Raw genomic sequence first — 14,788 nt, forward strand, 5'->3', positions numbered from 1 at the left:
CAAGGCGATCAGAACGAATACTTCTTGTAGTTCTGCTTGTCGACCTCGACCCAGGCCTGGCCTGTGACGATGATGCCCACGCCCGGGCCCTTCTTCACCGAGACCTTGTTGTAGCCGGGCACGCCCATGTCGGTGCCGTCGGTGATGGTCTTGCCGTCCAGCAGCATCTTGGCCGCCTTGTTCATGACGATGCCGGCGTCCTTCGGGTCCCAGAAGGCGATGCCGCCGACCGCGCCCGACTCGAGGAACTTGGCCGCCTCGCTCGGCAGGCCGGTGCCGAAGACGCAGATCTTGCCCGCCAGGCCGGCTTCTTCCACCGCGCGGCCGATGCCCAGCACGTCGAGCGACGACGAGCCCTGGAAGCCCTTCAGGTCCGGGTGCTTGCGCAGCATTTCCTTGGCCTTGCCGTAGGCCTTCTCGGCGTCGTTGAGCGACTCGTTCTTGGCGTCGACCAGCTGCATCTTCGGGTACTTCTTCGCGTTGGCGGCGCCGCCGTCGGCCCACTGCACCTGCGACTGGCTGCCCAGCGAGCCGACCAGCGAGGTCCACTTGCCCTGCTGGCCCATGCAGGCGGCAAGGCGCTCGTTGATGCGCGCGCCGTAGGCGGTGTTGTCGAAGGCCTCGATGTCGACCATGGTGTTCTTCTGGTTGTCGGCCTCGTGCGTGACGACCTTGATGCCGCGTTCCATCGCGCGCTTGAGCACCGGCTCCAGCGTGGGCGGGTCCATCGACACCACCGCGATCGCGTCGACCTTCTTGGCCACCAGGTCTTCCACCAGGCGCTGCTGCTGCGCGGCGTCGGACTGGGCCGGGCCGATCTGGCGCGTGGCCACGCCCGGCGTGCTGCTGCCGAACTCCTTCACGCCCACTTCCATGCGGTTGAACCAGCTGATGCCGGTGATCTTCACCACGGTGACGATGTCCTGCGGCTTGCCCTGCGCATGCAGCGCCGAGGCGAAGGCGACGGTGCCCAGTGCGAGCACGGTGCAGGCGATCTTGGTTTTCTTCAGCATGTTCGTTTGTCTCCTAGCCCTCGGTGGTTCTCTGCGTCGCGCCAGGAGGGGGCTGATGCGGCGGTGCGCTGGTGCGCGAAACGGAGATGAAGCTGCGCAGGTCGGCCAGGCTGAAGCGCGCCGATGCCAGAAAGAACAGCAGCAGCAGGCCCCAGGCGCAGTCGCGGAAGAAGTTGGAGATGCCCAGCAGGTTGAAGGTGCTCGACAGCAGCTGCAGCGCCACGGCCGAGAAGAACAGGCACACCATGCGCCCGTAGCCGCCCTGCGGCCGCACGCCCGCCATCACGGTGATGAGGATGGCGATCAGCAGGTAGGAGTTGCCGTAGTCCGACTTCACGCTGGCCGTGCGGCCCGCGATGATCACGCCCGCCACCGCCGCCAGCACGCCGCACAGCGCGTAGGTGGCGATCAGCATGCGGCCCTGCGGAATGCCCGCGTAGCGCGCCGCCTTGGCGTTGGTGCCCAGCAGGAAGAGCCGGATGCCGAACGGGCTCTGCTTGAGCAGCCAGCCCACGGCCAGCAGCATCGCGATGAAGATCGCGAACGGAATGGGCACGCCCAGCACGTTCTCGTTGCCGATGGCCGAGAGCGGCTCCGCATTGCCCACGCGCAGGCTGGAACCGCCCGTGAGCACCACGGCCAGGCCGGTGTAGAGCAGTTGCGTGCCCAGCGTGCACAGAATGGGCGTGAGGCCGGCGCGCGCAATCAGCACGCCGTTGAGCAGCCCGCCTACCAGCCCCGTCGCGAGCGCGACCGCGGCAAAGGCTCCGGTATAGGCCCACGGCGCAGCATCGGCATCGATCAGCATCGGCGCCAGCGTGGCCGCCACCACGCCCGAGAGATTGGCCAGCGCCACGCCCGAGAGGTCGATGCCGCCGTTGCCGGAGATCATGGACAGCGCCACACCCATGGCCAGCAGGCCGAGCTCGGGCAGCTGGCCGCCCATCGACTGGAAGTTGTAGACGTCGAGGAACTCGCCCTTCGACAGCACCGTGGCGACCACGAGGATCGCGACGTTGATGCCGACCAGGAAGTTGAGCTCGCGGTCTGAAAACCTGAATTTCACGGAAGGCTCCTTTGCGGCTCGCGTTCTCAGGCTGCGGCCCGGCCCAGCAGCGCATCGACCTCGGCACGCGTGGGCATCGAAGGCGCGGTGCCGGCGCGCGTGACCGAGATGGCTGCCACGGCCGAGCCGAAGCGAGCGGCTTCCAGCGGAGACGCGCCCTCGGCCAACGCGGCCGCGAAGCCGCCGTTGAACGCATCGCCAGCGCCGGCCGTTTCCTTCACCGCGCCGGCATGGAACACGGGCAGGTGCACCGACTCGCTCGCGCTATGCAGCAGCGCGCCCTTGTCGCCGAGCGTGATGAGCGCGCAGCCCACGCCCTTCGACAGGAAGAAGTCGCCCGCGCGGCGCGCATCCTCGACGGTCTCGACGGCGATGCCGCTCAGCGCCGCGGCTTCGTGCTCGTTCGGCGTGATGAAGTCGCACAGCGGGTACACCGCATCGTCGAACGGCAGCGCGGGCGCGGGGTTGAACACCGTCACCGTGCCGGCAGCGCGCGCAAGCTCCAGACCGCGCTGCGCGGCGCCGGCGGGCTGCTCCAGCTGCGTGACGAACACCCGCGCGCCGCGAATGGCGTCGGCGGCCGCATCCACGTCCGCCGAGTCGATGAGCGCCGCGGCGCCAGGCACCACGATGATGGCGTTGTCGCCCGTGACCTCGTGCACGTAGATGAAGGCCGCGCCGGTCGGCTGCGTCGTCACCTGCGGCACGCGCGGCGTGATGCCCTCCTCGGCCCAGAGTGCGAGCGCATTGGCGCCGAAGGCGTCCTGCCCGAGCTTGGAGATGAAGGTCACCTGCGCGCCGGCGCGCGCCGCCGCCACCGACTGGTTCGAGCCCTTGCCGCCGGGGCCCATGGCGAAGCCGGAGCCGGCGATGGTCTGGCCCACGCCCGGAAGGTCGGCCGCGCGGAAGGCGAGGTCGGCCACGAAGATGCCGAGCACGGCGACGCCGCGCTGCTGATGCGAAGAAGCCGTGCTCATCGCGATCAGGCCTCGGGGGCGATCACGCCCTTCTTGAACACGAAGCAGCCGTAGAAGCGGCGCTCCCCGGTGGCGATCACGCAGTAGGCGCGGCGCGCGGCTTCATAGAAGGCGAAGCGCTCGATGGAGCCCATCGGACGCGGGCGCCCTTCGGCCGCGTCGATCTCGCGCTGCATCTCCTGCTGCACGGGCGGGATCTCATCGGGCGCCCCCATGATCTCCATGCGCCTCGCCGGATCTTCCACCGCGTTGTCCAGCGGCAGCACCGAAAGAATGGCGCGCGCCGCCTCGGTGGTGCCCACGCCGTCGATGCGCAGCAGCCGGCCCAGCGAGGTCTGGCGGGCGACCGAGTCGGCCGGGAAATTGGCGTCGCACAGCACCAGCTCGTCGCCGTGGCCCATCGCGCGCAAGGCGTAGAGCACGTCTGCGTTGAGCAGCGGATGGATGGACTTCAGCATTCGGTCTCCTGAATTGGTATGGCTTTCGCGGCTGCGATCTTAGATAAAGAAAACGTTTGCGCAAACGTTTGCTTCTCGGGGATTTCCCTTGGTTTCGATAACAGGCACAACGGCTGCCCGTTCATTCGCCATAGGGAATCCAGATGTTCTTGACCTGCGTGGCGTGCCGCAGGAACACCGCGCCTTCGCCCGATGCCGGGTCGTGCCAGTCGGTGGCCAGGCCGTGGTCGACCAGCGTGCGCTTGAGGTTGCCGACAGACAGGCGCTCGGCATCGCGCGACAGTGCCTTATCACCGAAGACCCAGAGCGCGTCGACGTCGTCGTGCTCCGCCAGCGTGCGCACGAGGCCCGCGGCCGGGCCGGTCACGATGTTGACGACGCCGCCCGGCAGGTCGGAGGTTTCGAGCACCTGGTAGAAGTCGGTGGCGACCAGCGCGTGCTTCTCGCCCGGCACGATGACCGTGCGGTTGCCCATGGCGAGGTTCGGCGCCAGCAGGCTCACGAAGGACAGCAGCGGCGCCTCGTCGGGGCAGACCACACCCACCACGCCGATCGCCTCGACCGTGGCCAGCGCCACGCCTCGCAAGGGCGGCACATGCACCGTGCCCTCGTACTTGTCGGCCCAGGCCCCGTAGGCGAAGAGGCGGCTCACCGATGCATCGACCTCGGCCTGCGCGGCCTTCGCTGCGACGCCGGTGAGGCTCGCGATGCGCACGGCGAACTCGCCTGCGCGCGCCGAGAGGTTCTCCGCGAGGTAGTAAAGCGCCTGTGCGCGGCGATGCGGCGTCGCGCTCGACCACCCGGCAGCCGAGCGCGCTGCGGCGACCGCGTTGCGGATGTCCTTGCGGTTGCCCGTGCCCACCTCGCCGGCACGCTGCCCGTTGGCGGCGAAAATGCTGCTGGAGAGTTCGCCATCGGGCCGCACCTGCTTGCCGCCGATGAAGAGCTTGGCGGTGCGGTCGATGGCAGGCAATGCGAGCGCAGATTCGTTCTTCGCATCCGCAGCCTCGTTCGCAGCGACACTCGCTGCAGCAGAACGCGGCTTGCGCTGCGCCCACGCGCGCGGCTTCAGATATTCGTAGCAGCCCTCTCGCCCGCCCTCGCGGCCGTAGCCCGATTCGCGGTAGCCCCCGAAGCCCACGCCAGCGTCGAACAGGTTGGTCGCGTTGACCCACACCACGCCGGCCTGCAGCTGCGGCGCGATGCCCAGCGCGAGGCCGATGGTCTCGCTCCACACGCTGGCCGCGAGGCCGTAGCGCGTGTTGTTGGCAAGCGCGATGGCTTCGTCTGGCGTGCGGAAGGTCATCGTCACCAGCACGGGGCCGAAGATCTCCTCGGTCGCGACGGTGGATGCCGGCTGCACGCCCGTCAGCAGGGTCGGCGGAAAGAAGCTGCCGCCCGGCGGCAGCGCGCCCGGCGCCTGGTAGCAGCTCGCGCCCTCGCGCACGCCGGTGGCAACGAGCGAGCGCACGCGCTCCAGTTGCGTGGAGTCGATCAGGCTGCCCATGTCGATCGCCTTGTCCAGCGGCGGGCCCACGCGCAGGGTCTGCATGCGGCGCTTGAGCCGCGCGATGAAATCGTCGGCGATGCCTTCCTGCAGCAGCAGCCGCGAACCGGCGCAGCACACCTGGCCCTGGTTGAACCAGATCGCGTCGACCACGCCTTCGACAGCGGCGTCGATGTCCGCGTCGTCGAACACGATGAAGGGCGACTTGCCGCCAAGCTCCAGCGTGAGCGACTTGCCCGTGCCCGCCGTCGCGGTGCGAATCAGCCGCCCCACTTCCGTCGAGCCGGTGAAAGCGATCTTGTCCACGCCCTCGTGCGCGACCAGTGCAGCGCCGGTGGCGCCGTCGCCCGTCACCACGTTGAGCACGCCGCGCGGCAGGCCCGCCTGCGCCGCGAGCTCGGCGAAGAGCAAGGCGCTCAGCGGCGTGAACTCGGCGGGCTTCAGCACCACGGTGTTGCCCAGCGCGAGCGCGGGTGCGATCTTCCACGCGAGCATCAGCAGCGGGAAGTTCCACGGAATGATCTGGCCGACCACGCCCAGCGGCACCTGGTCGGCGAACTCGCGCTCCTGCAGCTGCGCCCAGCCGGCATGGTGATAGAAGTGGCGCGCGGCCAGCGGCACGTCGAGGTCGCGCGTCTCGCGGATCGGCTTGCCGTTGTCGAGTGCCTCGACCACCGCGAGCAGGCGCGCATGGCGCTGCACCATGCGGGCGAGCGCATACAGATGCCGCGCACGGCCATGGCCGCCGAGCGCGAACCAGCCCGGCTGCGCTGCGCGCGCGGCCGCCACCGCGGCATCCACGTCCTTCGCCGAACCTTGCGCGATGCGCGCGAGGCGCTGGCCGGTGGCCGGCTCGGCCGTGTCGAAGTGCGCGCCCTCGGCAGCAGGCGTGAAGCGCCCGTCGATGAAGTGCCCGAAGCCTTCGGCATGGCGCGCGAGCCATTCGCGCGCGTCGGTATCGCTCTCGGGCGCGGGGCCGTAGTCCATGGTGTCGAAATAGCGTGCGACGTTGTTGTTGCTGCTGCTCATCGGGCTCATCCGATCGGGTGGCGGTTGTAGGCCGAGTAGCGGCCGGTGACGTGGTGCTCCAGCTGGCGCTCGATGTCGGCCAGCAGCGTGGAGGCGCCGATGCGGAACAGGTCGGGCTCGAGCCAGTCGCGGCCCAGCTCCTCCTTCATGAGCACCTGGTAGTCGAGCGCCGTCTTCGCGGTGGAGACGCCGCCCGCGGGCTTGTAGCCCACGCGCAGGCCGGTGCGGGCCTCGTACTGGCGGATCATCCGCAGCATCGCGAGCGTGACCAGCGGCGTGGCGTTCACGCCTTCCTTGCCGGTGGAGGTCTTGATGAAATCGGCGCCGGCCATCATGCAGACCATCGAGGCCTTCGCGACGTTGCGCAGCGTCTTGAGCTCGCCCGTCGCGAGGATCGCCTTCACGTGCGCCTCGCCCGCCGCGCGGCGGAAGTCGAGCATCTCGTCGTAGAGCTTCTTCCACTGGCCGGCGAGCACGTGCTCGCGGGTGATGACGATGTCGATCTCCGAAGCGCCGTCGCGCACCGAGGCCTCGATCTCCTTGAGCTTGAGCTCGTGCGGGATCAGCCCCGCCGGAAAGCCCGTGGATACCGCCGCCACCGGAATGCCGCTGCCTGCCAGCGCCTCGACCGCCGTGGAGACGAAGCGGTGATAGACGCACACAGCACCCGTGTGCAGCTTGCGGTCGGCAAACCCGAGTGCGGCCAGCAGGTCGGGGCGAACCGGCGTCACGGCCTTGGCGCAGAGCCGCTTCACGCGCTCTGCCGTGTCGTCGCCGCTGAGCGTGGTGAGATCGATGCAGGTGATGGCCTTGAGCAGCCAGCCGGCCTGTGAGTCCTTCTTGACCGAGCGGCGGCCGGGCAGCGTGGCCACGCGGCGCTCGGCGGCAGAGAGGTTGAAGCGGATGCCGTCGATCCAGCCGAGGTCGAAGGGCTGGGCGGTGTTGCGCGCGGCAGCGGGGTGGGTCTGCGCCGGCGTCCCGGCGGGCGCCTGGGGCGCGGCCGCAGGCGAAGCCGGGCGCGAGCGCACCGCGCCGCTGGGGCGAACGAGGGAAGTGGAAGTCATGGATGGGCGAGCGCCGTGGCGCGCAAGGGCCGCGACTGCGGCGGGACGGCTGGGTACATGTCTTTTGTCTCCGGGCCTCATCGCATCGCATTGCATCGCGGCAGGCCTTGGTGTTCGTGTTGGGATAAATGTTATTACAACAACATTTAAATGCGCAATATGTTTTTCAAACAACATTGAAACGACATGCGATGCCCGATACTCCAGAGCGTGGACCTGAGGAAACGAACATGAGAAGAACCGCCGGAGCCGAGGCCCGGGCCGTGCGCCTGGCCAGGATGCAGGAACTCGTCGAGGCCGGCGGCCCGCTGCCGATCAAGCAGGCGGCGCAGCAACTCGATGTGACGGAAATGACCATCCGCCGCGACCTGGCGTCGGCGGAATCTCCCCTCTCCGCCCTCGGCGGCTACGTGCTCGCGACCACGCTGCCGGGCGCCGAACGCTACTCGCTCGACGAGGCCAGCGACCAGCATGCGGCCAACAAGCGCCTGGCCTGCGAGCGCGCCGCCGGGCTGGTGCAGCCGCACGACAGCCTCTTCATCGACTGCGGCACCACCATGGTCCATTTCGCCGAGGCGCTGCCGCCCGAAATGCCTTTGAGCGTCGTGTGTTATTCCACGAACATCGCGCAGGTGCTGAGCCGCCGCCCGAACACGCAGCTGATGCTGCTGGGCGGGCTCTACCACCCCTCCTCGGCCACCTTCTTCTCCGACGAGGGCCTGCAGTACCTCGCCAGGCTGGGCGTGAACAAGGCCTTCATCTCGGCGGGCGGCATCGACCTGGAGCGCGGCGCGAGCTGCTCCAACTTCCACGAGGTGCCGGTGAAGCAGGCGGCCATCCGCAGCGCGTCGCAGAGCTTCCTGATCGTCGACGAAAGCAAGCTCGGCACGCTGCGGCCGGCCTTCTTCAGCCCGCTCGACGCCTTCGCGCGCATCGTGGTCGGCGGCTCGCCCGAGGCCTCGCTGAAGAAGCAGTTCAAGGACCTGCCGCTGGAATTCGCGCGCGCCGCCGACGCATAGGCGCTGCATTGCCCTGACGCATCGATCGGGGAGAATCGCGACGACGGAGGGGATCGGCACTCGATCCCCCTCTGAACCCCATCACTACACGCGACTGCGCGATGAATGCCGGCACCGTTTCCCTCGACGAGCACTGCCTCAAGATTCTCTCCGCGCTGCAGCACGACGGCCGCCAGACCGTGCAGCAGATCTCCGAGGCCGTCGGCCTCTCGCCCACGCCCTGCTGGAAGCGCATCAAGGACATGGAAGCCGCCGGCGTCATCCGCGGCTACACCACGCTGGTCGACCCCGAGCTCGTGGGCCTGCACGTATCGGCCGTCGCCGAAGTGAACCTCGACCGCCACAGCGAGGCGATGGTGCAGCGCTTCGAGGAAGCGGTGGCCGCGAGCCCGCAGATCATCCGCTGCGTGTCGGCCACCGGGCCGGCCGACTACATCCTCAACGTGACCGTGCCCGACATGAAGCACTACGAGCGCTTCCTGCACGAGGTGCTGTTCAGCCTGCCGGGCGTGACGCACGTGAGGTCGAGCATCGTGCTGCGCGAGATCAAGTCGGAAACCGCGCTGCCGTTGGACCACCTGCTGCCGGGCACGCCGCGCGCGACCGGCTCGAGGCGCGGCGCCGGATGAACTGAGCTCTCCCAGAGGCTTCTTCGAAAACGGGGCGTGCCTGTAGCAAGCACTGAACACTCCCGCCGGCCTCCAGCGACATCGTCAGAAGTCGGCCGTTTCTCGAGAGTCTGTAATAGACCGTAATGGAACGGCCTGCAATCGAGCACCAAGATGCCCGGACCTCCATACTCACACAAGGAATATGTGATGGTCCCGTCTACTTCGGGCAATTGCAGCCACCATGCGAGATAAGTACTCGTTTGTTCCTGATCCCGTCGCACCGCCCAGCCACCACGGCCGGCGTGACGAAATCTCGGCGCTGTTCGGTATCAACAAGAACATGCGGAAGCGCCACTCGACCGAGGCGGCCAACGCGCTGGCGCAGAACCTTGCTGTAGCTGCAGACTTCAATGCGATTCATACCGCGCTACACACCTATGAGAAGGCGCATCTGAACGGTGGCGGCAACTGGCCGCGACTCAAAGGCGCGCTATTGCTCCGCTATCGCGGAGTACTCGATTTCGTGGACAACCTCCCTCATTCGTCAGATTGCTTCATGCGGGTCGGAGGTATCAGGGCCAAGGTTGGTACCGTCTTCTTCGGCGAAGGCCGCTTCCATCTCATCGGCCGCCCGCTGCTCGCACATAACGACGTCTACCATCGCCACGGTGACAACAATGTTCCCCCTCGTCACTACATTTCGCTCACCACCTCGGCCACGCACGTCAAGCGTTTCGTCACCCGCGGCCTGAGCGCATTCGATGCCATGGCCATCACGCAGGGGCGACCGCTGCGCTCCGTGCTCGGCACCGTGAATGCCCAGCTCACCGAGGTCGGGGGAGCCTTCATGCACGGCGTGGGCGCGGGAATCGCGCTGACTGAAGCCCAGCAGATCCTGACTCATACACGCGGCTGGGGCGGCAACAAGCGCTACATTTCCACCGGCGTCTCCAACAGACCCGCGCTGTCCACGCGCGGAATACCTTTCGTCAGCATGTACGGTGTAGTGACGGTGGATCTCGCGCTCGTGCCGGCCGCGACCATCTTCGACGTGCACCGCCACGACGTGGCTTCGGCCTGGCTGGGCTTGCCGGCGACCGACGTTCTGAACAACGGCCATCACACCAATACCGGCGACATCGCCGAACAACAATATCTGGGCCTGCGCGACACCATCCGCACACGCGAACTCCTGATCAAAGGCAGCATCCCCATCGCGGCCTTGCATCGCACTTCGGCCGGCCGCGTCTTGCTAGGATTGGGGTCCACCACCAACCTGATGCACGATGGTCATGCCAAGCGCAGGGTCAACGGCTTCGGCGATGGCGGTACCGAGCATCTGATCAGCACGCTGGCGCCGGGAATACGCGGCACCATCGTCGGACAGGATCACATGAGCTTTCGCGACCCACACACCAATCTGCGCTGGCACTTCCTTGAGTTCAATGCCCCGGGTGCGGTCGTTGCCGCCCAATTGGTGCTGCAGCCCCTGCTCGCCGGCCGGAACATGGTTGCATTCGAAAAGTTCACCCCCATCCGGCCGCCGGGCATGGTGTAGCTCTCGACAGGGCTTTCCATTGTCATACCGCACGCCCGCGCCTTCGCCTGACGCCTCTTTTGCCCGCCTGGTACTGGATTCCGACGTGCCGGAAGTACCGCGCCTGCAATCGTCCTGGCAACCGACAGGAGCCTTCACCACCTCCGGCAGCGCGCAGTTTTCGATGGCCGGCTGGCAACAACTGCACGCCACCGTCATCCAGAGGCAACCAGCGACCTTCGTGGTGGTGGATCTCCGCAAGGAATCGCACGGATTCATCAACGGCGCCGCTATCAGTTGGTACGCGGCGGGCAGCAACTGGGGCTGTGCAGGTCTTTCCCCGGCCGATGCCGAGGAACTGGAACGTTTGCGCTTGACCATCGTCTCGAACTCACCGGAAGTCACGGTGACAACCAAGACGCAGGTGCAGCTCGGCGCACCAGGTGGCGAGACGTGGCAGGTAGAGCAAGTCTGCAGCGAGAAGCGTCTCGTTGAGGACGACGACGTGCGGTATGTGCGTCTGCCCGTGGATGATCATTGCGCACCCGATGCTGCGGCGTTGAACGCCCTGGTCGAGCTGTTCGACTCCCTGCCTGCCGGCAGCCATCTTCACTTTCATTGTCGCGGTGGAAAAGGCCGGACAGCCACGGCCCTCGCCTTGCTTGATATTCATCAGCATGCCGGCTCCACGCCCTTTGCACAGATCATCGAACGCCAGGCGATATCGACTGGCTATGCATTGGATGGGCATGTGCACGACACGCAACAACCCAAGTTCCCTCACTTGCGGGCTCGGCTGGAAATATTGAAGCAGTTTCATGCGGATCGCGCGTCCAGGTGACGGAACTGGACGTAGAAAAGAATGGCGGCATCGCAGCCACAACGACAACACGAACATGAACCTGCCGTTTCGCCTCGCGCTCGCCGCGCTCATCCTTTCGATGGGCACCTCGGCCCTCGCAGCAACGCCGGCCACGCCGCCGGCCGCAACGCAGGCCGCCGCCAAGCCCGTCCCCGGCGTGCCGGTACCCGCAGGCTCTCCGCAGCAGGCCGGCCCCATCCGCTTCCAGTTCGCCATCTACTACGCCAAGACGCCGGCCACCGACCCGATGGCCGCGCTGCGCGGTGCGCTCGGCAAGACCGGCGGCAGCCCGAAGCTCCTGGCGTCGATGCCGACGCCTTCCTCCGTCAGCGCGCCCGTGGTCTTTGCGAACTGGAACACCACCACCGTGCTGAAGGAGTACCGCGCACCCGACATGGAGTCGCTGCAGCGCTTCGGCCGCGGCATCTCGCGCGAGCAGGCGGAAGCGCTGCAGAAGGCGGACAAGGCGCTGATCCTCGATTTCGCGCACCCCTCGCAGCAGTCTTCCGCCGCCATGCAGAAGGCGCTGCAGGTCACGCTGCAGGTCGCGCGCGACACCGGCGGCCTGCTGTGGGACGAGGAGACGCGCGAAGTCTTCTCGCCCGACGAATGGCAGAAGCGGCGCATCGACAGCTGGGCCAACGGCCTGCCCGACGTGTCGCAGCACATGACCATCCACGCTTACCGCAGCGGCGAGATGGTGCGGGCCATCACGCTCGGCATGGGCAAGTTCGGCCTGCCCGACGTGGTGGTGAGCGATTTCTCGTGGTCGAGCAACCGGCCCATGGGCAGCCTGCTCAATGCCTTCTCCCAGGCGATGGCCGAGGGCATCACGCTGGCGAAGCCCGGCCAGTTCGACATGGACCTGCGCGCGCTCAAGCATGCGGCCGCGCGCGACCCGCTGCTTTCGGGTCTGAAACCCAACGCCGCCGCGGTGGCAAGGCTCTCGCTCGTCAACGGCACCTGGGAAAGCGGCGATCCGCAGAACAGGCTCTACGAGATCCGCTTCGACCGCTACAAGGGCTCCGACCGCTACGCGCAGCAGAACGCACTGCTGAGCTCGGTGTTCGGCGCCGACGAAGACCCGGTCACCCGCCTGAAGCACAACGACGAACTGCTCGCCGCCAGCAAGGCCGCCACCGCTCAGTTGCCCAAGCTGCGCGATGCCTTTGCCAAGGGCCTGCAGCCCGGCGAATACATCCTCGTGAAGGCCCCGTTCACCACGGCCGCGGGCGGCAACGAATGGATGTGGGTGGAAGTCGCGCGCTGGAACGGCGATGCCATCGAGGGCCTGCTGAAGAACGAGCCTGTCGACGTCCAGGGCCTCCACGCCGGCCAGATGGTGAAGGTCTCGCAGGCCAAGGTCTTCGACTACATCCGCATCTATCCGGATGGCCGCCGGGAAGGCAACGAGACGTCGAAGATCATCGCGCGCATGCAGGGCGCGAAGAAGTAGCAGTAGCGGCAGCAACAGCAGCCGGCTGCCCGCCGGGAATGAAGACGGTGAACGCGCATCCCCGTCCGCCCGGCGCCTGCGCGAGCCCGATGGTGCCGCCCATGCGCTGGCAGGCTTGACGCGCTATCGACAGCCCCAGCCCCGTGCCCTGCGCGAGGGTGGCCGAGCCGCGATGGAAGCGTTCGAACACCAGTTCGTGCTCCTCGACCGGAATGCCGGGCCCGCTGTCGACCACGGAAAGAACCAGCCCCTGCGCCTCGCGCCGCAGCGTCACCACCACCTGCCCGCCGGTTTCCACGTACTTCACCGCGTTGTCGAGCAGATTGCGCAGCACCGACTCGAACAGCGGCACGGGCAGTTCGAAGACCAGGCTGTCGGAGGATTCGAGCATCAGCTCCAGCCGGCGCTGGTCGGCGTCCCTGGCGGCCTGCGCGAGATGCCGCCGAGTGAGCTCCGCCACGTCGACGAACTGCGTCTCGGGGCGCTCTGCGCCGTCCATGGTGGCCATCTCCAGCAGCTGCTGGATCAGGTGCGAGCCGCGCGCGATGGCGTGCGCCAGGTGCTGCGCCGCCCCCTGCCGCTCCTGCGGATCGGTCGAGCGCGACAGCACGTGGGCCTGTGCGCCGATCACCGCCAGCGGCGTGCGCAGCTCGTGCGCCGCATCGTTCACGAAGGAGCGCTCGCGCTCGACCTTGCCCCGCAGTTGCGCAAGCAGCCCCTCGAGCGCCTTCAACAATGGCTCGAGCTCGGCGTACTTCGGATCGAAGCCCAGCGGCGACAGGTCTTCCGCGCTGCGCAGCTTGATGCGCTCGCCCAGTTGCCGCAGTGGCTTGATGCCCTGCGCGGCGGCGATCCACACCGGCGCGAGCACGAAGGGAAACGCGATCAGGAAAGGCAGGAAGAGCGAGCTGCCGAAGAGGCCGATCAGCCACGGTATGCCCGAATGCGGCTCGCCCAGCCACACTCGCCAGCGCTCGCTGCTGCCTTCGTACAGCCAGTAGCGCTGGCCGCCCAGCGTCACGTCGACCATCTTGTCGTGCTCGCCGCTCAGCACGAGGCCCTCGACCTCGGGGGAGACGTACAGCAGACGGCCCTCGTGGTTCTTGAGCTGGAAGACCACGTTGCCGGGCAGGTCGCCTTCGAGGCGGCGCAGCTCGTTGATGATCCGCCCCATCGCGTCCATCACGCCGGCGGCGACTTCGTCGTTCTCGATGCCGGCCAGCGCGGTGTTGATCTCCCGGCCTGCGCGCACCACGCTCGAGTCGGTGTTCATGTTCATGCTGAAGCTCATGAACATGTAGATCACCAGCGCGCCCCATGCCAGCGAGAAGGCGATCAGCACCGACAGCGCCACGCGCCGCACCAGGCTGCGGCGCAACAGCCACATCATGAGGCGAGCATGTAGCCGACGCCGCGCACGGTCTTGATCCGCTCCGCGCCGATCTTGCGGCGCAGGTTCGACACGTGCACTTCGATGGCGCCGAAGTCCACCGGCTCGCCCAGCGGATCGAGCCGCTGCGAGAGCGTGCCCTTCGGGATCACCGCGCCGGGCTCGCGGGCAAGTTCCAGCACCAGCTGGAACTCGCGCGGCGACAGGTCCAGCGCCACGCCGCCCAGCCGCGCGACATGGCTGCGCGGCTCGATCTCCAGTTCGCCGAAGGACCACACGTCGCTGGCCTGGTGTGCGTAGCGCCGGCGCACGGCATGGATGCGCGCGACCAGCTCGGGCGTGGCGAAGGGCTTGACCACGTAGTCGTCGGCGCCGCCGTCCAGGCCCGCAAGCCGGTCTTGGAGGGCCGAACGCGCGGTGATGACCACGATGGGCACCGTCACGCCCGAGCGGCGCCAGCGCGACAGCAGCTGCAGGCCCGAGCCGTCGGGCAGGCTCACGTCGAGCAGCACGCAGCCGCAGGCATCGCCGTCGAAGGAGCGCGGTGCGTCGGCGATGCGGCGCAGCCACTCGATGCTGAAGCCCTCGGCCTTCAGCGCCTGCGAGAGGGCTCGGCCCAGGTCCAGGTCGTCTTCGATGAGCAGGAGGTGCATCGCCCGGATTGTCCGGCGGGAACCTTAAGCATTGCCAAAGGTTCGGAGGCGAACAATGATGCGGTCTTCCCTCGCCTTCCTCGCCTTCCTCGCTTTCCTTCTTCCTGGTCTCCCCGGTCTTCCGGGCCGCCGTCCGCGCGCACCGG

The 14,788-nt window shown here is 67.6% G+C and carries 13 protein-coding genes; 5 read left to right on the forward strand and 8 right to left on the reverse strand.

The window, feature by feature from the left end:
• Positions 1-8: 8 nt before the first annotated feature.
• From ABL838_RS21550 to deoC, 6 genes are all read right to left on the reverse strand, one after another.
• Complete coding sequence (locus tag ABL838_RS21550) at positions 9-1,013, reverse strand: substrate-binding domain-containing protein (protein WP_126025227.1); 1,005 nt, start codon at positions 1,011-1,013, stop codon at positions 9-11.
• Positions 1,014-1,026: 13 nt separating this feature from the next.
• A complete protein-coding gene (locus tag ABL838_RS21555) occupies positions 1,027-2,079 on the reverse strand; it encodes an ABC transporter permease (RefSeq protein ID WP_418121809.1) in 1,053 nt (350 codons plus the stop codon).
• Positions 2,080-2,105: 26 nt separating this feature from the next.
• On the reverse strand, positions 2,106-3,056 hold the full coding sequence (locus tag ABL838_RS21560; protein ID WP_126025225.1) for a ribokinase: 951 nt from the start codon (positions 3,054-3,056) through the stop codon (positions 2,106-2,108).
• A 5-nt stretch (positions 3,057-3,061) separates the two neighbouring features.
• Positions 3,062-3,514, reverse strand: a complete 453-nt coding sequence (locus ABL838_RS21565; protein WP_184641644.1) for an RbsD/FucU family protein — start codon at positions 3,512-3,514, stop codon at positions 3,062-3,064.
• A 121-nt stretch (positions 3,515-3,635) separates the two neighbouring features.
• Entirely contained in the window at positions 3,636-6,050 is a 2,415-nt protein-coding gene (locus ABL838_RS21570) for an aldehyde dehydrogenase family protein (RefSeq protein WP_418121812.1), read from the reverse strand.
• Positions 6,051-6,055: 5 nt separating this feature from the next.
• Positions 6,056-7,114, reverse strand: a complete 1,059-nt coding sequence (gene deoC / locus ABL838_RS21575) for a deoxyribose-phosphate aldolase (protein WP_418117260.1) — start codon at positions 7,112-7,114, stop codon at positions 6,056-6,058.
• Between the two features lie 230 nt (positions 7,115-7,344).
• On the opposite strand from deoC, the gene ABL838_RS21580 reads away from it, so the two are divergent.
• The 5 genes from ABL838_RS21580 to ABL838_RS21600 all read left to right on the forward strand — a co-directional run bounded on the left by ABL838_RS21580 (position 7,345) and on the right by ABL838_RS21600 (position 12,599).
• Entirely contained in the window at positions 7,345-8,133 is a 789-nt protein-coding gene (locus ABL838_RS21580; RefSeq protein WP_126025221.1) for a DeoR/GlpR family DNA-binding transcription regulator, read from the forward strand.
• A 101-nt stretch (positions 8,134-8,234) separates the two neighbouring features.
• Positions 8,235-8,762: an Lrp/AsnC family transcriptional regulator gene (locus ABL838_RS21585; protein ID WP_184641640.1), complete on the forward strand. Its 528-nt coding sequence runs from the start codon at positions 8,235-8,237 to the stop codon at positions 8,760-8,762.
• Between the two features lie 223 nt (positions 8,763-8,985).
• Entirely contained in the window at positions 8,986-10,302 is a 1,317-nt protein-coding gene (locus ABL838_RS21590; RefSeq protein WP_369661427.1) for a hypothetical protein, read from the forward strand.
• Positions 10,303-10,321: 19 nt separating this feature from the next.
• Entirely contained in the window at positions 10,322-11,122 is an 801-nt protein-coding gene (locus tag ABL838_RS21595; RefSeq protein WP_184641638.1) for a protein tyrosine phosphatase, read from the forward strand.
• A 55-nt stretch (positions 11,123-11,177) separates the two neighbouring features.
• Positions 11,178-12,599 (forward strand): DUF2314 domain-containing protein, encoded by a 1,422-nt coding sequence (locus ABL838_RS21600; RefSeq protein WP_418121815.1) that lies wholly within the window; start codon positions 11,178-11,180, stop codon positions 12,597-12,599.
• Here ABL838_RS21600 and ABL838_RS21605 read toward each other — a convergent pair.
• Entirely contained in the window at positions 12,568-13,989 is a 1,422-nt protein-coding gene (locus tag ABL838_RS21605; RefSeq protein ID WP_418121817.1) for a sensor histidine kinase, read from the reverse strand. The two genes, ABL838_RS21600 and ABL838_RS21605, sit on opposite strands and share 32 nt — an antisense overlap.
• Positions 13,986-14,642, reverse strand: a complete 657-nt coding sequence (locus tag ABL838_RS21610; RefSeq protein ID WP_418121819.1) for a response regulator — start codon at positions 14,640-14,642, stop codon at positions 13,986-13,988. Before ABL838_RS21610 ends, ABL838_RS21605 begins: the two co-directional genes overlap by 4 nt.
• Positions 14,643-14,788 lie beyond the last annotated feature (146 nt).

It is taken from the genome of Variovorax sp. 160MFSha2.1 (assembly GCF_048305075.1).
GTDB classification, from domain to species: Bacteria; Pseudomonadota; Gammaproteobacteria; order Burkholderiales; family Burkholderiaceae_C; genus Variovorax; species Variovorax guangxiensis.